The 19754-nt window shown below is 69.9% G+C and carries 22 protein-coding genes and 1 pseudogene; 10 read left to right on the top strand and 13 right to left on the bottom strand.

Annotated features, from left to right (window positions below):
- Nucleotides 1-302: 302 nt before the first annotated feature.
- From FHU30_RS13225 to FHU30_RS13200, 6 genes are all read right to left on the bottom strand, one after another.
- Entirely contained in the window at nt 303-857 is a 555-nt protein-coding gene (locus tag FHU30_RS13225) for a hypothetical protein (RefSeq protein WP_253875422.1), read from the bottom strand.
- 179 nt (nt 858-1036) lie between these two features.
- Nucleotides 1037-1639, bottom strand: a complete 603-nt coding sequence (locus FHU30_RS13220; protein WP_253875419.1) for a hypothetical protein — start codon at nt 1637-1639, stop codon at nt 1037-1039.
- Between the two features lie 80 nt (nt 1640-1719).
- A complete protein-coding gene (locus FHU30_RS13215; RefSeq protein WP_253875417.1) occupies nt 1720-2136 on the bottom strand; it encodes a hypothetical protein in 417 nt (138 codons plus the stop codon).
- The gene (locus FHU30_RS13210) at nt 2133-2471 is read right to left on the bottom strand and encodes a hypothetical protein (protein WP_253875414.1); all 339 of its coding nucleotides are present in this window, start codon (nt 2469-2471) and stop codon (nt 2133-2135) included. Before FHU30_RS13210 ends, FHU30_RS13215 begins: the two co-directional genes overlap by 4 nt.
- Nucleotides 2472-2748: 277 nt before the next feature.
- Nucleotides 2749-3000 carry a hypothetical protein gene (locus FHU30_RS13205; protein WP_253875410.1) on the bottom strand — a complete coding sequence of 84 codons (252 nt, stop codon included), beginning with the start codon at nt 2998-3000 and terminating at the stop codon, nt 2749-2751.
- A gap of 292 nt (nt 3001-3292) precedes the next feature.
- Nucleotides 3293-3595 carry a hypothetical protein gene (locus tag FHU30_RS13200; protein WP_253875407.1) on the bottom strand — a complete coding sequence of 101 codons (303 nt, stop codon included), beginning with the start codon at nt 3593-3595 and terminating at the stop codon, nt 3293-3295.
- Between the two features lie 347 nt (nt 3596-3942).
- Here FHU30_RS13200 and FHU30_RS13195 point away from each other — a divergent pair, with 347 nt between their 5' ends.
- Nucleotides 3943-5235, top strand: a complete 1293-nt coding sequence (locus FHU30_RS13195) for a helix-turn-helix domain-containing protein (RefSeq protein ID WP_253875405.1) — start codon at nt 3943-3945, stop codon at nt 5233-5235.
- A 17-nt stretch (nt 5236-5252) separates the two neighbouring features.
- Nucleotides 5253-5804 carry a GNAT family N-acetyltransferase gene (locus FHU30_RS13190; protein ID WP_253875402.1) on the top strand — a complete coding sequence of 184 codons (552 nt, stop codon included), beginning with the start codon at nt 5253-5255 and terminating at the stop codon, nt 5802-5804.
- 120 nt (nt 5805-5924) lie between these two features.
- Here the strand turns inward: FHU30_RS13190 and FHU30_RS13185 are convergent, their stop codons facing one another.
- The gene (locus tag FHU30_RS13185; protein WP_253875399.1) at nt 5925-6764 is read right to left on the bottom strand and encodes an aminoglycoside phosphotransferase; all 840 of its coding nucleotides are present in this window, start codon (nt 6762-6764) and stop codon (nt 5925-5927) included.
- Nucleotides 6761-6916 carry a hypothetical protein gene (locus FHU30_RS13180; protein WP_253875397.1) on the bottom strand — a complete coding sequence of 52 codons (156 nt, stop codon included), beginning with the start codon at nt 6914-6916 and terminating at the stop codon, nt 6761-6763. The genes FHU30_RS13185 and FHU30_RS13180 overlap by 4 nt, the downstream gene beginning before the upstream one ends.
- A gap of 199 nt (nt 6917-7115) precedes the next feature.
- Here FHU30_RS13180 and FHU30_RS13175 point away from each other — a divergent pair, with 199 nt between their 5' ends.
- Entirely contained in the window at nt 7116-7937 is an 822-nt protein-coding gene (locus tag FHU30_RS13175; protein ID WP_253875394.1) for a hypothetical protein, read from the top strand.
- Between the two features lie 218 nt (nt 7938-8155).
- On the opposite strand, the gene FHU30_RS47640 is transcribed toward FHU30_RS13175, so the two are convergent.
- The gene (locus FHU30_RS47640; RefSeq protein ID WP_372503898.1) at nt 8156-8338 is read right to left on the bottom strand and encodes an RNaseH domain-containing protein; all 183 of its coding nucleotides are present in this window, start codon (nt 8336-8338) and stop codon (nt 8156-8158) included.
- Between the two features lie 159 nt (nt 8339-8497).
- Nucleotides 8498-8989, bottom strand: coding sequence for a hypothetical protein (locus tag FHU30_RS13165; protein ID WP_253876867.1), 492 nt, complete (start codon nt 8987-8989; stop codon nt 8498-8500).
- Between the two features lie 649 nt (nt 8990-9638).
- Here FHU30_RS13165 and FHU30_RS13155 point away from each other — a divergent pair.
- The 3 genes from FHU30_RS13155 to FHU30_RS13145 are packed head-to-tail and all read left to right on the top strand — an operon-like array spanning nt 9639 to nt 12894.
- A complete protein-coding gene (locus tag FHU30_RS13155; protein WP_253875390.1) occupies nt 9639-10313 on the top strand; it encodes a response regulator transcription factor in 675 nt (224 codons plus the stop codon).
- Nucleotides 10304-11581, top strand: a complete 1278-nt coding sequence (locus FHU30_RS13150) for a sensor histidine kinase (protein WP_253875387.1) — start codon at nt 10304-10306, stop codon at nt 11579-11581. The genes FHU30_RS13155 and FHU30_RS13150 overlap by 10 nt, the downstream gene beginning before the upstream one ends.
- 29 nt (nt 11582-11610) lie before the next feature.
- Nucleotides 11611-12894: a COG4705 family protein gene (locus FHU30_RS13145; protein WP_253875386.1), complete on the top strand. Its 1284-nt coding sequence runs from the start codon at nt 11611-11613 to the stop codon at nt 12892-12894.
- A gap of 162 nt (nt 12895-13056) precedes the next feature.
- On the opposite strand, the gene FHU30_RS13140 is transcribed toward FHU30_RS13145, so the two are convergent.
- From FHU30_RS13140 to FHU30_RS13130, 3 genes are all read right to left on the bottom strand, one after another.
- A complete protein-coding gene (locus FHU30_RS13140; protein ID WP_253875385.1) occupies nt 13057-13473 on the bottom strand; it encodes a hypothetical protein in 417 nt (138 codons plus the stop codon).
- Between the two features lie 121 nt (nt 13474-13594).
- On the bottom strand, nt 13595-15019 hold the full coding sequence (locus tag FHU30_RS13135) for a sensor histidine kinase (protein ID WP_253875383.1): 1425 nt from the start codon (nt 15017-15019) through the stop codon (nt 13595-13597).
- A gap of 6 nt (nt 15020-15025) precedes the next feature.
- Entirely contained in the window at nt 15026-15715 is a 690-nt protein-coding gene (locus FHU30_RS13130; RefSeq protein ID WP_253875381.1) for a response regulator transcription factor, read from the bottom strand.
- Nucleotides 15716-16050: 335 nt separating this feature from the next.
- On the opposite strand from FHU30_RS13130, the gene FHU30_RS13125 reads away from it, so the two are divergent.
- From FHU30_RS13125 to FHU30_RS13110, 4 genes and pseudogenes are all read left to right on the top strand, one after another.
- The gene (locus FHU30_RS13125) at nt 16051-17247 is read left to right on the top strand and encodes an MFS transporter (RefSeq protein ID WP_253875380.1); all 1197 of its coding nucleotides are present in this window, start codon (nt 16051-16053) and stop codon (nt 17245-17247) included.
- A 107-nt stretch (nt 17248-17354) separates the two neighbouring features.
- Entirely contained in the window at nt 17355-18014 is a 660-nt protein-coding gene (locus FHU30_RS13120) for a DedA family protein (protein WP_253875378.1), read from the top strand.
- Nucleotides 18015-18195: 181 nt separating this feature from the next.
- Entirely contained in the window at nt 18196-19035 is an 840-nt protein-coding gene (locus FHU30_RS13115) for a ZIP family metal transporter (protein ID WP_253875377.1), read from the top strand.
- A 290-nt stretch (nt 19036-19325) separates the two neighbouring features.
- Nucleotides 19326-19700, top strand: a pseudogene (locus FHU30_RS13110) (transposase); the annotation flags it as partial.
- Nucleotides 19701-19754: the final 54 nt, after the last annotated feature.

The following is a 19754-nucleotide window of genomic DNA, read 5'->3' as shown; positions in this document are numbered from 1 at the left end:
GACGAGCAATCTGTCTACCAGTCAGAGTGATGGTGTCCGGAAGCGGCCGCATCGAAGGTGTCGAGAAGGTAGGAAAGTGCGCGACCGCTACCGCGCTGGTGGTGGCAGGTGAATGACGTGCGGGTGAACACAGGTTGGGCATGCCGAAGTCGCCGAATGTTCCGGGCGACGGCGTCATCAACCTGGGCTGCGGCCGCCTGCCGGGAGACAGATCAAGTGCCCGGCGGCCTGGTATCGCGCAGTGGCGCTGCGGCGCCTGCGGGCGCTGGTGCACGCGATCACATGCCGCACCGCAGCGCTGTTCAGGGCTGCTCGAGCTGCTTCCGAATCAGGGTCAGGCCGTCCATGCCGGGTGTGCGGCATGAGTCGATGGAGCCAGGTCTCGATCGCTGCGGTGTCGATGGCCGCTCCAGTAGCCGATGCTGTCCAGGAGCGGGTTCAGAGGTGTGTGCCGGGCGGTATCTGGTGGGACACCTGAACCAGGACCGCACCATCTCCAGCGCCTGCTCAATCTGACCTCGGGCGAGGTGACGTGGCCGATGCGGCTGGTGTGACTCGGCCTGCCGGAACGGGTTGCCTAGCAGTGCCCACTGGTCGGCGGCGCAGGTGAAGTAGTCGATCGCCTGGTCGTGGTTGCCGGTGCGGCGGGCCCAGACCCCGAGGCGGTCCAGGGCCCTGGCGGCGGCTTCGGCGTCGCCGAGGAGTTCGGCGGCGTGGAGCGCGGCATCGTCGCCGGTGAACCAGCGTTGCGGGTCGATCAAGTGGTGCAGTGCGAGCGGCCATCCGGCCACGGCCAGTGCGATGACCAGGTGGAACGCGCCGCGGTCTTCGGCGGTCTGGAGGCAGCCGGTGATCACCTCGTGCTGGTCGGCCAGCCAGTCCAGCGCGGCGGGGGCGGTGAGTTCGGGCCGGTTTCATCAAGGAAGGAGGAGGGGAGCCGGTCCGGGACGTTGACGCCGATCAAAGCGTCCCGGACCGGCTCCCGGGGTCAGGCCACCGACTCATGGGGGAGGTCGGGGTGGCCTGGCCGGTGGTTTCAGCTCGGCCGCGCCATCCAGGCGGCCGAGGACGGTTCGGCCGTCAGAGCGGCGTCCAGCTCCTGCGGGCTGCCGACAACCACCACCTGGCCACCCGCGCAGAGCGCGATCCAGGCGCGCGCGAACGGCTGGTAGACGATCCCCCAACCAGGATGCGCCGCGCGCAGCCGCGCCAGCTCGCACTGTGCGAGCTGTTCGAGCGCCGGGTCGTCAGGGAGGGTGCCGGGCCAGGCCGCCCGCGCCTGGAACGGGCGCAGCAGCTCACCGATGCGAGCCAGGACGACGCTGCCGCAGTTTCGGCCGGTGACGTCCGTGGGGCGGGTGCCCGCGCCGGGTGCTGGGCGGGCCTGGGCCTGGTCCTCGATTCCGGCTGCGGGCGCGGTGGCGGCCGGGTGCTGCGGCCGCGCGCGGAAAGGTGCGCGCGGGGCGGTCTGGAGCGCGGCGAGCGCAGGAGTGGGGTGCTCGAACCGCTCCGGCCCGGCGGCGGGCGAGGGAGGCAGGGACGGCCGCGCCGTTGCGGCCACCGCGACCGCGTCCGCCAAACCATTGCCCGCCGGGATCTGCTGCGCCCACACCCCAGCACGCGCCGCACTCTCGGGCACGGCACCAAGCCCGCCGCCGGAGGTGGCGGCGGACGCCCGCGGGCCGAGACGACGCTGAGGCCAGCGTCCGGACCCGGCGCTCACGACGCCAGCCTTTCCTCAAGCTGCTCGCAAGCGGCCACGTAATCGCCGAACCGGGCCAGCGGGGCGACGTCGGAGCCGGTGCCGGTGCCGGTGTAGAACCATGCGGCACCGTCTGCGGGGTCCAGACCACCGGTCACCACAATCCGCGCGGAGCCATCAGGGCACGCGACCGTGAGGGCGGGCCTCACAGGATCGAACTCGGTTCTCAGGCCATGGGAGGCCAGATGCATCCCCAGCCGGGACAGATGCCTGATGGTCGTGCCCCGGTCGGCGATGAGCGGCCTGGCCGCCCCGGCGCCCAGTGCTCCGGGCGGGCCGGCCGTGCGGTCGGAGTCGGCGTTGCCGAGGCCGCGGCGATGCTGCTCCCGCCGCAGGGCCTCACCGGGACAACGACGGGGGAGATCGACGCTCACCAGGAGCACCCCCCATCAACCACCCTGGCCTCGGTCGGCTCTTCCGCGTGCGGCTGTTCGGGGTCGTCGGGGCGGGCGATCGGACGGGCCTCCTGCGACACCGCGCGCGCCAGCCAGGACGCCATCCGCACCGGATCGCCGTACGGAAGCGGACGGCCCACCTGCTCCGGGGACGTTCCGGGACCAGGACGGGCGCCGGGGCGGCGCAGCCAGAACACCGGCTGCGCATCCCGCAACCCGACCTCGCAGACGATCTCGCAGTCCAGCGCCTTGCCGAGGCTGGAGGTGACGGCCAGCAGCGGCCCGGCCGGGGAGTTGTGCAGCGTGCTGGCCACACCGAGCTGCTCCAGTTCGAGCGTGAGGGTCTGGAGCCAGTCGTAGGGCGTGCGGCGGCTGGTGATCGGTCCGGGGTTAATCGGCGCAGCCTCCTGCGAACTTCCTGGGCCGCGGCCCGCATCGATTGGGCGGGCGCGATCGGCTCGGACGCATCGGCGAGGCCGCCGTGCTCGCGGCCGGTCAAGAACCAGGTCTCTCGAGGCCGCGTCATTGCCCTCGAGCGGGTCGTTGTAGGCCCGGGCGATGCTCGGCGGGAACGGCGCGCGGACAAGCTGGTCACCACTCCTCCCGGTCAGCGGGCGAGTTGGAGGTCATGTCCAGCAGTCGGGCGCGCAGTTCGTCGGCCGAGTCGGCGAAGGCGTCGTGGTAGAGCAGCGGCGAGGTGGGGTCGGCCGGGATCTGGCCGAGCCAGGAGCCGCCGGAGGCCGGGACGATGTTGGCGGTGGGGAACTCGGACTTGAGCTGCATCCAGAGTTCGTCGGTGCCGCTCGGGTCGGGGAGCGGCTGAGGCGCGTTCGAGGATGACATGGCGGGGTCCTGGTGGCGGGGTGCGGGTGGCCTGCGTGTCCCGTCGGGCACAGTTGGCGGTGTCTCGGGCGAGCCACGCAGGGGGAAGGCCGCCCCGTCTCGACGGGAAGGTGTCGAGACGGGGCGGGGGCGGGCCCGTATCCGACGGCGCAGCACCGCCGTGATACTCCGACAGCTCGGCGGTGCGAGTTGTCCGCAGTCGGTTCCTCCCTTGCCGAGGGGGCCAGGCTCGGCGGCGGGCCCGCTGGCGCCGAACGTGTAGTCCGACGCCAGTCAGAGGAGACGGCCACGTTCACAGATGGCCTATCTGGGAGAGAAAGGTGATCCGGTCGGCGGCCTTGCCTGCCTCGTCGACCGTGCCGAAGTAGGAGTTCGGCCGATCGATGAGGACGTATGAGACGCCGATAGCTGGTAGGTCACGGCAGGTGAAACGTCTGACACGGCCGAGTGCGGTTGGCGGGTTGGCGATGAGGGTCGGGACGCTCTCGTTGCGGTAGTCCTTGCACGTCGACGACTCGACCAACCAGCGCTGGCCTTTGAGCGCCTCGGCAAGGTTGTCTAGGTGGGTGATCGTGGCGTCGACATTGATGGACAAGTTGCTCGGCCTCCTCACGGGGTGTGGAGACCACGATGACGACGGAGCTGATCTCACCCAACGTGAATGTGGCATTCAACGGCCCTGCGCGAATATGCCGCATTGGCATATCGGCTGTTGAGGCTGGGCTTACGGTGGGTTGGCGGCCACGCTTCAGGCCGCAACCGCAGTGTTGTTGCCGATGATCCGATTCGTGGGCGGTCCCAGTGAGCGCATCGCAAGATCGTGTTTGCCCAGCTTGCCGCTACACCCATTTGAGCCGGTACAACCGTGACCCTCTGTGCGGGCCTTGCCTGGTCGCCGTCCGTGCACAGCGAGGTGTGACTCCTGAGTGGCTGTGGGACTCGATGCCGCTGCGTGCCGCTCTCGCCAGGCACGACATGGGCGCTGTGCTGGCGATCATTCGCGGCTCCATGGGGATGACGCAGTTGGAGTTTTCGCAGCTGGCTGGCTGGGATCAAGGATCCGTCAGTCGAATCGAGCGCGGTGATCGCAGAACCATGGACGACATCGGCGAGATTCTGCGGGTATGGGATGTTCTGGAGATGCCGCGTCAGGCGCTTCTTCCGATGATCACCGGGCGGGTGGATGCCACATTGAGTACTGAGGACGAGGCCGCGTTCTGGGGCGGCCCCGACTACAGCCGTCGCGAGTTCGGTGCGCTGGTAGGCGCGGCAGCGGCAGGGATCGCTCTGCCGCAGTTGGCGAATCTGCCCGGCCGCGTCGATGCCGGGCACGTGCGGTTCCTTCGCGCCAGCCTGGAACAGATCCGGGGCCAGGATCGAGTGATCGGCGGCACGGGCCTGCTACGGCAGGGGCAGCGACTGCTGGAACGCGCGCGGGCGATGCTCGACGAATGCGAGTACTCCACCGCGACCGGGAATGAGTTGCTGGTGGTGACCGCTGACCTCGGCATCGTCACCGCATGGCTGGCTTACGATGCAGGAAACCAGGAACTCGCACGGACGCTGTACAACGACGCGGCGTTGCTGGCGCACTGCTCCGGCGACCCGGAACTACAGGTCCACGCTCATGCGAACATGGCGCAGCAGGCGACCTACCTCGCCCGCACGACCGGTCGCAAGGGGACTGCGCGCGAGGCGCTCCGGTTCGCCGACCAGGCCGCGGTCGCGGCACGCCATCTTCCGTCGGCGACGCTGCAAGCTCTCATCGCGCTCCGTCAGGCTCTCGCGCATTCCGAGCTCGGCGACGAGATCGCATTCCGCCGGCTGATCGGACGGGCACGAGACGAGGTCGACCGCGGCCGTCATGACTCCGATCAGAGCTGGACGCATTTCGTTGGCCATTCCGAGATCACCGGCTACGAGGCGATCGGCTACGGCACCCTGGGCCGCCCTGAACGCGCAGCAGAGCTGTATCGCCGTGTGCTTGAGGATGACCGGTCGCCCCGTGACCGCGCTTACTACCGTGCCAGGCTGGCCGGAAGCCTGGCACAGGTTGGAGACCTCTCCAGTGCGATCGATGAAGGGCTCGCCGTCCTGCCCCAGCTGGTGGAGGGGAGCTTGACCTCCGGGCGGGTCCTGCACGAACTGCGTCCGGTCCGGGACGCGGCAGCAGCTCGGGCTGAGGAGTTCCGCGACCAGTACGACCGGGCTGAAGCCATGCTCGCCAGCGCCTAGGGCGGAGAGGGACTCGAATGATCGTTACGTTTCGGCACTTCGGCAGCAAGGACGCTTCAGAACTGCGCGACGTCGTCGCCGACATCCACCAAGACGCCTACGGCCAGAAAATCGCCGAGGGCGACCGATTCGCCGCCGAGCAAGCGTTCATGCGCCGCTTCGACGCCTACACCCAACGCGACGGTTTCGACCTGGTCATCGCCTACAACGACGGCTGGCCGATCGGACAGGCATGGGGATGGCCCCTGCCCGCAGACACCGCATGGTGGGACGGTCTGCAAACGCCCGTCCACCCGGGATACACCGACGAGGACGGCACACGCACCTTCGCCCTGTCGGAGCTGATGGTCCGACAGGAATCAGCCGGACAGGGTATCGGCCACCGGCTCCACGATGAACTCCTCGGCTCACGCCCCGAGCAACGCGCGACACTGCTGGTGCGCCCCACCAACCACGCCTACGAGGCGTACCGCCGATGGGGATGGAAGACCATCGGGCAACTCCGCCCCGATATACCGGATGCACCGACATTCGACGTCCTCATGCTGGAGCTTCCGCTGCAGCGCTAACAGAACCTACGCAAGCCAGCAAAGCTAGCGCCGCCGCATCTTCCTCGGGCGATCTCGCTGGGGAGGAGTCCAGGGGCCTCTCGTCTGCATGTCATCGGTCACCATGCGGGGGGCGTGGTTTCAGGTCAGCTCGACGAGCAGTTCGGAGGCGATGGTGGCCATGGTGTCGGTGAGTGGGCCCTTGCGGCCGGTGCGGTTGAAGGCTCTGGCGACGTTGGCGCACTGCAGGAGCCGCACCAGCCGCCCGGTCCGGGTGGACAGGACCTCGTCGAACACCTCAAGCACCTTGGCGGCCAGGGGCGGCACCTGGAGGGAGGCGACCCACAGGGTCGCGGCGTCGAGGGCGGCTGGGCCTTTGCCCCAGGATTCCCAGTCGAGGAGTGTGAGCGTTGGTGCGCACACGTTCGCCCATCCCAGGTCGCCGTGAACGGTGGCCCAGTCGGTGATCGTGGTGTCGAGCCTGTGGCCGTACACCTCGGCGATCCGCTGGGACAGGTGTTCCTGGGTCATGGAGACCCGGCGGGTCTGGTAGCAGGCCAGCGTCTTGATCGCGACCTGCAGGTCGGCCCACCAGGTCTCGGGCAGGTCGGGGTCGCTGGTGACCGCTCCGGTTGGCGATACGGCGGGGGCGGTGACCCGTGTCATCTCATCGGCCCGCCACACCACTTCCCGGTCATCGTCGTACCAGGTCGCGGCGGATCGCCAGACGGGGCGCGGCACCTTGGTCAAGACCAGCGCGGTCTCGAACCCGGTGAGAGCTTCTGCGTTCAGCTCGGCCGGGCGGTGCCAGGCCAGGCGGACCCAGGTGCCCGTACCGGTGGGGAATCCGGCGGTTCCGTTCAGGGCACTGTAGTGCCCGGCGGCCCGGTCGAGGGTGAGGCCCAGCCGCGCCTCGATGATGTCGAGCACATCGTCGTGCGGCACCTTCGACAGGTCGAACAGGGACGCTTGGTGGTTCACGCCGTCACCGTAGCCTTCCGTTGCGTGAGCAGGGCCCGGTATGCGGCCACCCGCGCCGGGTCGATGTCGAGCTCGGCTGCTGCGACCAGTTCGGCGAGGTGCTCGGCGGTGTCCAGCGCCGCCGGGTAGCAGGTGAGCCTGTATCTGGTCATCAGCGCATCCGGGGCAGGAACCTGGGCCAGGTACAGCATGAGCGCTTCGATGTTCCAGGAGGAGATGCCCACTGGTGGGGCGTGCCGTTTGACGGTGTTGGTGAGTGGGGTTATGGCCTTTTTGAACGTGACTCCAGCCGGCTGCGTATGAGAGGGAACAGGGATTGTAGAGGAGTGTTTCCCCGTAGGCCCATCGAGCATGCTGGTCGAACTGGAGGGTGGCATGACGGTCATCGACGCCGGAAAGCCTGACGAGGCTCGCGAGGAGAATCAAGCTGATCCGTCCGGCGCGAACGCCGCAGCGGCGGCTAATTGTCCCAGCTGGTGCCAGACGCACGTTGATCATTCTGCGGAAGGGGTTTCGCACTGCCGTCTGATTGAAGAGATCGCAGTGAGGGAGGCCGAGTGTTGGACGCTCGAAGTATCGGTGATCCAGGAGCGTGTCGGAGGAGTCTCGTCCGATCCTGCCGTTTACATCGGGAATCGTGCCATCCGGGAGCATGAGGTCATCAGACACACTCCTGAGAGTGCTCACGTTCTCGCCGGACTCGTGGACGCCGCAGTCCGTAATCGTGCCTGCGCAGGTCTTCTGGGGGAGCTGGGGGGTGACGTCCTTCCGCATCTACCACTGAAGGGTAATAATGGTGAGATTGAGTGGCTTGAGCGGCTCCCCATTGCCCTTCGCCTGGCGGCCCATGCGATCACCGACCTCAAGCGGAGTCTTTGCCCGTCGTGGTGCGTGGAGGAGCATACTCTGAGCTTCGACACACTCCATATGGCGGCGGGAATTGCGATTCCGCTGAGTCGATACCCTTACTGGGTGAAAGGCGAGTGCTTTTTTGCTCCCGCCCTGGTGGGGCTTCGGCAAGATTGGGACGATCGAGCTCCGGCTGTCGCTCTCGCGAGCCATGACGATGCAGCCGAAGAGCTGCTGACGCTTGACGAGGCAGAAGATCTCGGTAGTAGCCTCCTTCAAATGGTCGCGATCGCCAGAGGTCAGGAGTCGCCATCCAACCTGTGAGCGATTGGCAGTTGGGCGGTTCGCCCACGACTGATCTCAGGAGGGATGCCGTCGCTCCCATTGCTGGAGCAGAACGACAAGGCGTACGGACCACCGTTGCTGAACTACGCGTGCAAGGTGCCCGGTATGGCCTTGATTGCTTCTGCCAAGGATGTTGAACGTAGAGCGGAGTCCAAAGGCAAGCGGTTTAAGTTTCACTAATGATCACGAATGGAAGGTCAGGTCCCGTGATCAAAGGGGGACTGTTCGTCGGCGAACTCTTCCTCTTCGTCGGCGTTGGGACGGTCTTCGGGTGGGGTGGAGCGGCGGTATTCGGGGTGGTCGAGGTCGATCTGCTTGGCGGCGCGGAGGGGGGCGGGGTAACGGGACCGGTCGGACCAGCCGATGGTTTGGTGGCACAGGCGAGCGGTGGCGTGGGCGAGGGCTGCGCCGTCGATGGCCGGGGGTGAGCACGATGGGGTGTGGTTTGTGAGGGCTCAGGACATCTTTGACGGCATGGCCTCGGGACTTGCTTCACCGGTGGAGGTGGTGTGGCGATGTTCAAGGTTGCGGAACTTGCTTTACGTTGCCGAGCGTGACCGGTGGGCGTGGACGTGGAGTTGGGTGATGGGCCCGAGAGTCTTGCGCTGGCGGACCGCGAGTTCTTCGTCTCCGTCCATCACCCGCAGGTGGGTGTCCTCGATCACGCTGGTGACGATCTTGCCTGCGTGAAGCTTGCCGATCTTGATCCGTTGACTGTTGATCACCATCTGCCCGTCTTTCCCAACTCGTCGTTGGACTCGGATCGAGCCGGGTGGCATGGGGCGCGCGGGTAGCTTCGGATCGGCCGCGTGGGCTCCGCTTAGGGAAGAGAGCCGGTCACGATTGACGGGGCATGGCCAGGTAGCAACGAGAACCCCGTCGCAGATCGCGTGCATGAGGTGGCCATCCAGACGCAGGACAGCGCGCTGCCCGTAGCACTGGCGGCCGAGGAGGAACTGCTGGCCTGCGATATTGACGAAGCCGTCATGACCGATGTTCCGTTCGACTTCAACGGCTTCGCCATCTTGCACTCGCGGCCGTCGGCGAGAAACACCCCGCCGACCAGATCCATCTGCCACAGCTGCATCGGAGCGGCCCGCTGCCACCGCTTGTACTGGCGTTTGTGGTCTTGGACCTGCGGCGCCACTAGGCCGTTCCGGACCAGGACCCGATGGACTGTCGCCCTCGACGGCGTCGGATCCACGCCCCTGCGCAGCAGTTCGTAACGGATCCTGCGCCCCCCACCGCGGGTGAAGACGCCGGAGCTCACACACCTGGCCTCGACCTCGGCTGCGGTCCGGCCCGGGCTCGTCTTCGGTCGGCGCGACCGATCCGCCGGACCGGGCATGCCCTCCTGCTCAAACCGCTTCTGCCCCATATGCAGTGACTGGCGCGAGGTCCCGTACCGTTCAGCAACCTCACCGATCGGCGACCCGGCCAGCACCTCGCGCACCGCTCGGTACGGGTACTCCTGCAACTCCTCCGGCTGCATACCCGCCACAGGTCACCCCCGTCGCACCAGCTCGAACGTCAAGTACCTGCTGCGACCAACGGCAACGCCCGTGAAACGAGTAAAGGATCTGGCGACGACAGCCCGTCGAGGAAGTCGTGAGCCGTTACAAGCCAGGAGTGGCGTGAACAGAGGGATACGGGGGGGCGAGGTTCACATAGGGTCGGCGGATGGCCTGCATCGTGGTGTGCGAAGACGACGCGGCGGTTCGCGACGTCCTCAAGCGCGTCCTGGAACACGACGGCCACACCGTCGCGGCCGCGGCCACGGCTGGTGGTCTGCTGCGCAACCTTGAGCCCGCCCCTGACCTGGTCGTGCTGGACCTGGGGCTGCCGGACGCCGATGGCCGCGACGTCTGCCTGGCGTTGCGGGCGCGCCTCGCCGCCGTGCCGGTGCTGATGCTCACCGCCCTGGACGGCGTGCACCACAAGGTGGGCGGCTTCGAGGCGGGCGCCGACGACTACGTGACCAAGCCGTTCGATGTTCCGGAACTGCTGGTGCGGGTGCGTGCCCTGCTGCGCAGGACCAGCGCGACCGCCGCGCCGAGCGGCACTGTCGTCCCGTCGAGTGGCATCGTCCTCGATCCGGCGAAACACGCGGTGATCCGCGGCTCGGTGAAGGAGAGCCTGACGCCGACCGAGTTCCGGTTGCTGGGCAGGCTCATCGCCTCCCAAGGTGAGGCGGTGCGCCGCCACGCCCTGGTCGCGGCCGGCTGGCCGCATGGCGCGCACGTCAGCGACAACACCCTGGACTCCTTTGTCCGCCGCCTGCGCACCAAGCTCGGCGCGCTGGGCGCGGCCCATCACCTGGTGACCGTCCGGGGTGTGGGCTACCGATGGGAGTGACGGGGTTCCGCGGCCGGGTCGTCGCGCTCACGGCGCTGATCGCCACCTCGGTGGTCGCGGTGCTGGTGGTGGTCTCGCACGTGTTGCTGGCCCGGGTGACCGAGGCCGACTCGAAAAGGCTGGCACGGACACGCGCCGAGGCGGTCGCGGCGAACGTCACCGTGCGCGGCGGGCGCGTGGTGATGACCGAGAACGGCAACGAGGCCTTCGACACGGTCTCCTGGGTGTACGCCGACGGGCACCTCATCGACGGGGCCGTGCCGGACGGCATCCTGGACCACGTCCAGAGCCTGGCGCGCGCCGAGCGGGCCCGGACCGCCACGATCGACAACCACCTGCTGCACTCCCTGCCGATTCCCCTCAGGGGCCACCATGTGGTGGTGGTCGCGAGCGTGGATCTGACGCCCTACGAGACGTCGGAGCGGCGCGGGCTGGTGATGTCGCTCATCCTGGGCGGCCTGGCGATCGTGCTCGCCAGCGCCGTCGCCTACCTGGCGGTCCGCCGGGCGCTGCGGGTGGTCCACGACATGGCCGCCCTCGCCGACGACTGGGGCGATCACGAACCCGGCCGCCGGTTCGACCTCGGCGTGCCGCGCGACGAGTTCGGCGAGCTCGGGCGCACCCTCGACCGTCTGCTGGAGCGGGTCGACACCGCCCTCGCCGACGAGCGCCGGCTCACCGACGAGATCGCCCACGAGCTGCGGACGCCCATGACCGTCCTGCGCGGTGAAGCCCAGCTGGCGCAGCTGTCCGGCCGCGATCTGGCGCCGGACACGGTCCTGCGGGAGGTCGGACGCCTGGACACGGCGGTCACCACGATCCTGGGCACCGCCCGGCCAGGGCACGACGGCGGCACCCGCTGCGATCTGCGGACCGCGGCCCGGCAGGCCATCGCGGGCCGCTCGGTCGACCTCGCGGTTCCGGCCGGCATCGGCGTCGCGGTGCCGGGCGAACTGCTCGTCGCCGTCCTGTCGCCCCTGCTGGACAACGGCCTGCGGCACGCCGGCTCGCGCCTGCAGGTCACCGCGCGCCGCCACGCCCGGAGCGTGGTGGTGGAGGTCGTGGACGACGGCCCGGGGTTCGATCCGGCCCAGGTCGACCGGGTCTTCGAGGCGGGCGTCTCCGGCGGCGGCGGGCACGGGCTGGGGCTGGCCGTGGTCCGGCGCCTGGCCGCGTCCGCCGGCGTGCAGGTCCGGGCGGTCGCCGGCGGGCACGGCCGCGTCGAGGTGGTGCTCCCCGCAGCGCCGCCGTCCCCGCAGTCAGGTTAAGTGCAGGTAGGGCGGTCCAGCCTGGCGGCATGACAACCACAAGCGCGGTGCACCCGCGGCACGAGCGGCGCGGGCGGCTCCCGCTGAACAAGGTGCCCGAGGTCACCATCTGGTTCTGGGTGATCAAGGTCCTCTGCACGACCGTCGGGGAGAGCTTCGCCGACTGGATCAACACCCGGCTGGGCGTGGGCCTGGTGAACACGGCCGGAATCTTCACCGCGGTCCTCGTGCTGGTTCTGGCCGTCCAGCTGGGCCTGAAGCGGTACGTCCCGTTCCCGTACTGGCTCACCGTGGTCGTCGTCAGCGTCACCGGTACCCTGTACACCGACATCCTGACCGACCAGCTGCACGTGCCGCTGTGGATCAGCTCCGCGGTGTTCGCGGTCCTGCTCACCGCGGTCTTCGGCGCGTGGTGGCTGCGCGAGCGCACCCTGTCGATCCACGCGGTCACCACCCGGTCGCGGGAGTCGTTCTACTGGCTCACCGTCCTGGTCACCTTCGCGCTCGGCACCGCCACCGGAGACTGGACCCTGGACCTCACCGGCTGGAGCCCGGGAGTGTCGGTCCTGCTGCCGCTCGGCCTCATCGCCGCGATCACGCTGCTCTGGAGGTTCGGCGCGAACCCGGTGCTGTCCTTCTGGCTCGCCTACATCCTGACCCGCCCCCTGGGCGCCAACATCGGTGACTGGCTCGCCTCCCCGAAGGTCGCCGAGACTCCGGGCGACCCGACGGGCCTGGCTCTGGGCACCTTCACCACCAGCCTGATCTTCCTCGGGCTGATCCTGGCGACCGTCCTGTACCTGACCGCGACACGCACCGACGTCACCGACACCCACCGGGCGCCGCAGCCCCCGCGCACTGCGGGCGACCTGCGCAGGGAGCGCGTCGCGCTGGCAGGCTTCGGCCTCCTCGCCGTCGCCACCGCCGTCCTGCTGGTCTGGGCGCACGGCAGGCCGCACGTCACCCCGGCACCCGAGAGCGACACCACACCGACCGTCCAGCTCGCGCCCGGCCAAGCGGTCGAGCACTTCCCGCCCGGCAAGATCAACGCGCTGCGGGCACTGGCGTCGACCGCGCTCAAGGACGCCCGCGCGGGGAACCCGGCCGGAGCCCACAAGGCCGCCAAGTCCCTGCGTGACCTCTGGGACGCCGACGAGAGCACCCTGCGTCCCCTGGACGGCACCGGCTGGACGTCCATCGACGCCCAGATGGACCAGGTCCTGAAGACCTTCGGCATCGACCACTCCAACCCGCCGATGCCGGCGGCGAAGCAGGAAGCCGAACTCACCACCCTCCTCGCCGACCTGCGCTGACCCGCACCGGCTCGCTCGCGCTGCGACGAGGGGCGAGCCGCCGGGTCAGCCCGGCGCCCTGATCGCGCTTCGGGCGTGGTCGCGCCACGGGCCGTAAAAGGGTGAGGCACCCGCGACGACGAGTCGCGCCGCGGGTGCCTCCTGGTGATGCCGCTCGGCGCGTTACCGCTCCGCGCCGGATTCGGGCTGGGTGTCGCCCGGGCCGTCCTCGTGACCGCTGTCGGTGTCATGCGCGCCGGTGGCGTTCTTGCCCGACTCGCCGCCGTCCTTGCCGCCGTCCTCGGTTCCCTTCTCCGAGTCCGGCTTGGCGCCGTCGTCGTTGGTCTCCTTGTCGGCGCCCTTCTGGCCCGTCAGCTGGACGGTGTCGCGGTCGGGGCCGGTGGCCGGGTCGGTTCCCTTCTCGTCGGTGCCGTGGTCGTCCGCCTGGGTGGGGGCCGGGGGCGTGACCTGCCGGGAGACGGCCGGGACGGGGTGGTGAGAGGAGGAGGCGGCCGAGGCCGCTCCCGCGAGCGATGCGCCCGCAGCCCCAAGGGCGAGAACGCCGAACGCCGTGGCCGCGATCTTCCGGTTGAGCTTCATGGATCCGCCTTTCACACGGATTGACGCTGGAGCGCTCCAGTCTGCATAACGGCAGGTGAGAGGACCGTGTGTGCGGAATGTGAAAGTTGACATGCGGCGTCGCGGGCGCCTGTAGGGTGCCTCAGGGCGCGTCCCTGCGGCGGCTCGGAGCGGGTGGCAGGGGGAGTTCCAGGCGTACTCGGGCGCCCCCGCCGGGAGGGTTGTCCGCGACGACGCGTCCGCCGTGGGCGTGGGCGATCGACCGGACGATCGCCAGCCCGAGGCCCGTCCCGCCGTCGGCTCGGCTGCGTGCGGTGTCGGCGCGCCGGAACCGCTCGAACACCGCGGGCAGCAAGTCGGGCGGGAAGCCGGGCCCGTGGTCGCGGACCTCGATGACCGCGACGGCCCGTCCGGACCTGCCCCGGTGCCCGAGCCCGACGTCGATGACACCGCCCGGCGGCGAGTGGCGCAGGGCGTTGTTGAGCAGGTTGTCCACGGCCTGCCGCAGCCGGTCGGGATCGGCCACCAGGTGCAGACCCTCGTCACTGTCCAGGCGCAGCGTGACCTGGTGGGAGGCGGCCCGCGTGGACGCCGACCGGACCGCCGCGGCCAGGATCTCGTGCGGCGCGATGCGCCGCGGACGCAGGAAGGCGTGCCCCTCGTCGGCCCGGGCGAGCAGCAGCAGGTCCTCGGCGAGCCGGATGAGGCGGTCGGTGTCCTCGGCCGCCGCCGCGACGGCCGAGGCGAGCGCCTCGCGCGAGCGCCCCGGCTGCCGGGCCAGCTCCAGCTCGGCCTTGAGCGTCGTCAACGGGGTGCGCAGCTCATGACCGGCGTCGGCGACGAAGCCGCGTTCGCGGGCCAGGGCACGGGCCAGCCGGTCCAGCACCGCGTTCATGGTCCTCGCCAGGGTCGCGATCTCGTCGCGCGTCGACGGCACGCGCAGGCGGGCGTCGAGGTCATGCTCGGAGATGTCGGCCAGGCGTCGCCGCAGCCGTTCCACCGGACGCAGCGCCGCCCCGGCCAGCAGGTAGGCGCCGAACCCGACGAGCGCCACGGCGGGCGGCCCGGCCGTCAGGAAGATCTTGCCGGTGCGGGCGGCCGTCGCCTCCACGATCTGGGTGCTCGTCCCGACGACGACCACGGCCGGCCGGCCGGCGGCGCGCGCGGGGACTGCCAGCATCCGGTACTGCTGGCCTTCGATGACCGTGGTGAACTTCTCGGGTTCCCTGGCCGCGTCCTGCAGCCGGGCGCCGCTCGCCAGCGGCTGGCGGCTGTCCCCGCTGCTCTGCAGCACCTGCCCGGTCAAGGCCAGGACCTGGGCCACGTCATCGGAGCCGCTGTCGTGCGATTCCGCGCCCTGCTCCTCGTGGGCCCCCGGAGGCGACGGGGGAGGGGGCGTGGCGGAGGCCAGGCGGGTCACCTGGGCGTCGGCGCGGGCCCGCAGACCGTCGTCGAGAGAGGAGTTCATCCCGATCGTCAACTGGTGCCGGAACAGCACCGCGACCCCGCTGATCAGGACGGCGGCGACCAGCGCGAACAGCAGGGCCAACCGCCACCGCAACGGCACGGCCGATCATCCCCCGCCGGACGGGACGACGGCCCGCAGCCGGTAGCCCGCCCCGCGGACCGTCTCCAGATGCGACTCGGCCCCCGGCTCGTCGATCTTGCGGCGCAGGTAGGCCACGTACTGGTCGACGACGTTGGAACCCCCGGCGTAGGCGAAGTCCCAGACGTGCTCCAGAATCTTGGTGCGGCTCAGCACATCGCCCGGATGCCGCATGAACAGCTCCAGCAGCGCGAACTCCTTGGGGGACAGGGGCCGCTCGCGTTCGCCCCGCCACACGCGGCGGCTGGCGGGATCCAGGCGCAGGTCCCCGACGCTCAGCACCGCGGGCCGCTCCTGAGCGCCGCGGCGGATCAGCGCCCGCAACCGCGCCAGCAGCTCCGCGAAGCTGAACGGCTTGGTCAGGTAGTCGTCGGCGCCCGCGTCCAGCCCATGGACCCGGTCACCGACCGCGTCCCGGGCGGTCAGCATCAGCACCGGCGTCCAGCAGTCCCGCGCCCGCAGCCGCCGGCACACCTCGAACCCGTCGAGCCCCGGGAGCATGACGTCCAGGACGATCACGTCGTAGGGGTGGGCGACCGCCTGCCACATCGCGTCCAGGCCGTTGGCGGCGACCTCGACCCGGTGGCCCTCCTCGCGCAGCCCGCGCTGCAGCAGCGCCGCTGTGCGGACCTCGTCCTCGACGACTAGCACACGCACTCTTCCATCATAAAACCGCTGGATGTGACAACGATGTGAGCCGGATGCGCCGCCGGGCGAGGCGGTCCAGGACGCCTGCATCATCACAATATGTGTTCGAGTATCGCTGTACGTTATGGGGGCTGGGGTGCCGTTCTCTCGTCGGAGCCGCGCGGTCTGCCGCTGGCGTCACACCTGCGCCTGACCCGCTCCCCGATCCGTCCTGGCAGGTCTCAGGACGAGGCGCCTCGGCGTGTCCGTCCGCCATCGGTAGCGGGGTTCCGGTCAACTGGGGCATGGCGTTTTCGCAGGTCAATGGGATATTTACGGGTGCATCGGGACGAAACGCGCGGCTGGTGGTCGCGGCGCGGGCGGTCCGGACGTTCGGTTACGGGTGCACGAGCGTGCTGCTGGCCGAGATGCTCACCCAGGACGGGGACGCGCCGTGGCAGACGGGCCTGCTGCTGGCGGTCGCGGCGGCCGGATCGGTGGCGTTCAGCCTGCTGCTGGGCCTGTTCGCGGACCGGTGGGGCCGACGCCGCGTCCTGATCGTCTGCGGAATGCTGATGGCGCTGGCGGGGGTGGCCTTCGCCCTGAGCGAGTCGTTTCCGGTGCTGGTCGCCGCGGCGTTCATTGGCACGATCTCACCCTCGACCAACGACAACACCCCGTTTTCGGGGGTCGAGCAGGCGATCTTGGCGCAGTCGTGCGACCGGGCCCGCCACACGACCGTGTTCACCTTCTACAACGTCACGGCGCTGGGCGCGGGCGCCCTGGGCGGCCTGGCCGCCGCCGGCCTGGGGGCCCAGGATCTGGTCTCGGCGGGTGATGCGGCGTTCGCGCTGTATGCGCTGCTGGCGGCTACCACGGTGGTGCTGTTCGCCCGGCTGTCCCCGCTCGCCGAAGCCCGGCCGGGCGGACTGACGGAGCCCGAGCCTGAAGCCCCGCGCCCGGCCGAGGACCGGGCCGCACGCCTCCCGGCGGCGGTGCGGCGCTTGGCCGCCCTGTTCGCCATCGACGCCTTCGCCGGGGGACTCGCCGTGCAGGCGGTGCTGGCGTGGTGGTTCGCCCATCGCTTCGGCGCCTCCACCGCCCAGCTGGGGCTGGTGTTCTTCGCCGCCAACCTCGTCCCGGCCCTGGCTCAGCTGGCCGCGCCGCTGCTGGCGGCCCGGCGAGGGCTGCTGGCGGCGATGCTGGTCCCGCATCTCGCCTCCAACCTGGTCCTGGCCCTGATCCCGCTGGCGCCCAGCCTGGGCGGCGCGGTGGCGCTGCTGCTCCTCCGCCAAGCCCTGTCCAAGATCGACGTGCCGGCGCGGCAGGCTTTCACCGCCGCGGTCGTCCCGGCTCGGGACCGGACCGCAGCCGCGAGCATGACCAGCCTGGCCCGGAGCATCGCCGTCTCGGTCAGCCCGCTGGCCGCCACCGCGCTACTCACCGGCCCGCTGGCCGCGGCCGGTGCGCCGCTGCTGCTCGGCGCCGCGCTGGCGATCGGCTACGACCTCACCGTATGGCGCAGCTACCGCAGCACACCCCTCGGGGAGGCGGCAGGCTGACCCGCCCGCCTTTCGTGCGCCGCCCGCGGAGCGACCCTCGCGGTCCGGCAGTGCTACGAGCTACTACATTGGTGTAGAAGTTCGGTCGCCGCAACCAAAGGACCAGTGTGATCGCAGCTCTCAATCCCCTCGACTCGACCTCCCTGCTGACCTCGGCGGGAGCGTTGGGAGTGTTCCTGGTGTTGTTCGCCGAGACGGGCCTGCTGGTCGGGTTCTTCCTGCCCGGCGACTCGCTGCTGTTCACCGCCGGACTGCTGTGCACCACGCGGGCGGGCGACACGGTCCATCTGTCGCTGCCGATGGTGCTGGTGGCGGCGGTGGCGGGCGCGCTGGCGGGCGCGCAGACCGGTTACTGGCTGGGACGGCGCGGCGGGCGCGTGGTGCTGTCGCGCACGACCAACCGGCACCTGCTGCGGGGGATGGACCGCGCCCAGCAGTTTCTGGCCCGCTACGGGCATGGCCGCGCGATCGTGCTGGCACGCTTCGTCCCGGTGGTGCGCACAGTGCTCAACCCCCTGGCCGGTGCGCTCGAGGTTCCCGTCCGGACCTTCGCGCTCTGGCAGGTGGTCGGGGGCCTGGTCTGGACGGTCGGGGTGACCGTCGCCGGGTACCTGCTCGGGGCGAGCATCCCGGGCATCGATCAGTATCTGCTGCCGATCGTGGGTGTCATCGTGGCGGTCTCGCTGCTCCCCGTCGCCGTGGAGATCTGGCGGAGCAGGCGCGCCTCGGCCGCCTTGCGCGGCTCTGCAGGCGACGGCGACCAATAGCGAGGGCCACTGCCGACACCGACGCGGTGGCCATCGCGCCGGCCCCTCCCCCGCTGGCGGCCGGTCCCGGTGATTTGTCCCTCACCGCGGAGCCACCTTTGCTTCTACAGTCCTGTAGACGAACCGTCGAACTGAGGTTAGCCTCAGCTAAGTCATGGGGACGGAACGACAGGAGTAAGACATGTCAGGCGAGAAAATCGCGCTGCTCGGAGCCATCGCCGGCTTCACGATCTTTCTCGGCCTGCCCATCGGGCGGCTGCGCGACCCGCGTCCGCGGACCCGGGCCCTGCTCAGCGCCACCGCGATCGGCATCCTGATCTTCCTCATGGTCGACGTCCTGTCCCATGCCTGGGAGCCGATCGACGCGGCACTGAGTAAGCACCACGCCGCAACGGCCGCCGGATACGGCGCGGTGCTGGCCGCCGGCCTCGCCGCGAGCCTGGCCGGACTGGTCCACTTCGACCGCTGGATCGCCACCCGCACCCGCAAGACGTCCCCACCCAAGGACGGCCCCGGCGCCGCCGCCCTCCCGGCCGCCGGCACCCGGCCCGCGCCCGCCGGTGACCCCGCCCAGCGGCTGGCCCTGCTCATCGCCACCGGAATCGGCCTGCACAACTTCGCCGAAGGCCTGGCCATCGGCAACGCCGCCGCCTCCGGCGAACTGAGCCTGGCGGTCCTGCTGGTCGTCGGCTTCGGCGCCCACAACGCCACCGAAGGCTTCGGCATCGTCGCCCCGCTCGCCTCCGCCGGACAGCGCCTCGGCTGGGGGCGACTCGTCCTCCTGGGCCTGATCGGCGGCGGCCCCACCCTGGCAGGCACCCTCATCGGCCAGAGCCTGACCAGCGACACCCTCGGTATCGCCTTCCTCGCGCTGGCGGCCGGCTCCATCCTCTACGTGGTGATCGAACTGCTCGCCGTCGCCCGGGCCGCCGCCATGAAGACCATCACCACCTGGGGCATCCTCACCGGCCTCATCCTCGGCTTCGCCACCGACGCCATCATCACCTACGCCGGCGCCTGACCCCCCTGAAGCAGACCGCGCACGGCACGCCCGGGCTTTCTTTCGCCGTCGGGGACGGTCACGGTGACGCTCCAGGTCCTGCGGGGTTTGGGGGTATCTCTCCACGTGTGTGAAGTTGATCTTGAGGGGAATCAAGTTCAACGTGAGCGGGAAGCGCTTACTTGTTCGGGGGGAGAAGCATCATGTCGATCATCGAGGGTGTCGACGGCTCAGCGTCGACTACGGTAAGTGATCTTGCGTCTACTGTGGTGGGCGGGGTGGAGACGGAGCGTCGTCCGATCCGGGAGCTGATGGGTGATCAGCTGCTGGACGAGCTGCTGGTCCGTTCCCGGGACGAGGCCGGCGGGCTGCGTCTGACCGGTGAGGGCAGCATGCTGGGCGAGCTGGTGAGGGCGGTGCTGGAGCGGGCGCTGGAGGCAGAGCTGACCGCGCATCTGGGCTATGGCCGGCACATGCAGGGTGCGGGCGCGGTCGCCGGGAATACCCGCAACGGCAAGATCCGCAAGACGGTGCAGACCGGGGTCGGGCCGGTGCAGATCGCGGTGCCGCGAGATCGGACTGGATCGTTTGAGCCGGTCCTGGTGCCCAAGCGGGCAGGGCGGGTGTCGGGCGGCCTGGACGACATGGTCATCAGCCTGTATGCGCATGGTATGTCGGTGCGCGACTGAGGTGCCCCGGATCTTCCGGACACGTCCATAGCTAGGATTGTGGACGAACCG

Origin of the sequence: Actinomadura rupiterrae (genome assembly GCF_024172125.1) — a bacterium.
GTDB classification, from domain to species: domain Bacteria; phylum Actinomycetota; class Actinomycetes; order Streptosporangiales; family Streptosporangiaceae; genus Spirillospora; species Spirillospora rupiterrae.
The sequence above is the reverse complement of the archived record's forward strand: the minus strand, read 5'-3'. Positions and strand labels throughout refer to the sequence as shown.

What these genes read in the sequence shown, in the direction of transcription:
- FHU30_RS13140 (WP_253875385.1), bottom strand. Translation starts at nt 13,473, where the DNA reads ATGAAGCTCAACCGGAAGATCGCGGCCACGGCGTTCGGCGTTCTCGCC.
- FHU30_RS13150 (WP_253875387.1), top strand. Translation starts at nt 10,304, where the DNA reads ATGGGAGTGACGGGGTTCCGCGGCCGGGTCGTCGCGCTCACGGCGCTG.
- FHU30_RS13175 (WP_253875394.1), top strand. Translation starts at nt 7,116, where the DNA reads ATGCTGGTCGAACTGGAGGGTGGCATGACGGTCATCGACGCCGGAAAG.
- FHU30_RS13155 (WP_253875390.1), top strand. Translation starts at nt 9,639, where the DNA reads ATGGCCTGCATCGTGGTGTGCGAAGACGACGCGGCGGTTCGCGACGTC.
- FHU30_RS13190 (WP_253875402.1), top strand. Translation starts at nt 5,253, where the DNA reads ATGATCGTTACGTTTCGGCACTTCGGCAGCAAGGACGCTTCAGAACTG.
- FHU30_RS13145 (WP_253875386.1), top strand. Translation starts at nt 11,611, where the DNA reads ATGACAACCACAAGCGCGGTGCACCCGCGGCACGAGCGGCGCGGGCGG.
- FHU30_RS13115 (WP_253875377.1), top strand. Translation starts at nt 18,196, where the DNA reads ATGTCAGGCGAGAAAATCGCGCTGCTCGGAGCCATCGCCGGCTTCACG.
- FHU30_RS13195 (WP_253875405.1), top strand. Translation starts at nt 3,943, where the DNA reads ATGCCGCTGCGTGCCGCTCTCGCCAGGCACGACATGGGCGCTGTGCTG.
- FHU30_RS13205 (WP_253875410.1), bottom strand. Translation starts at nt 3,000, where the DNA reads ATGTCATCCTCGAACGCGCCTCAGCCGCTCCCCGACCCGAGCGGCACC.
- FHU30_RS13180 (WP_253875397.1), bottom strand. Translation starts at nt 6,916, where the DNA reads ATGACCAGATACAGGCTCACCTGCTACCCGGCGGCGCTGGACACCGCC.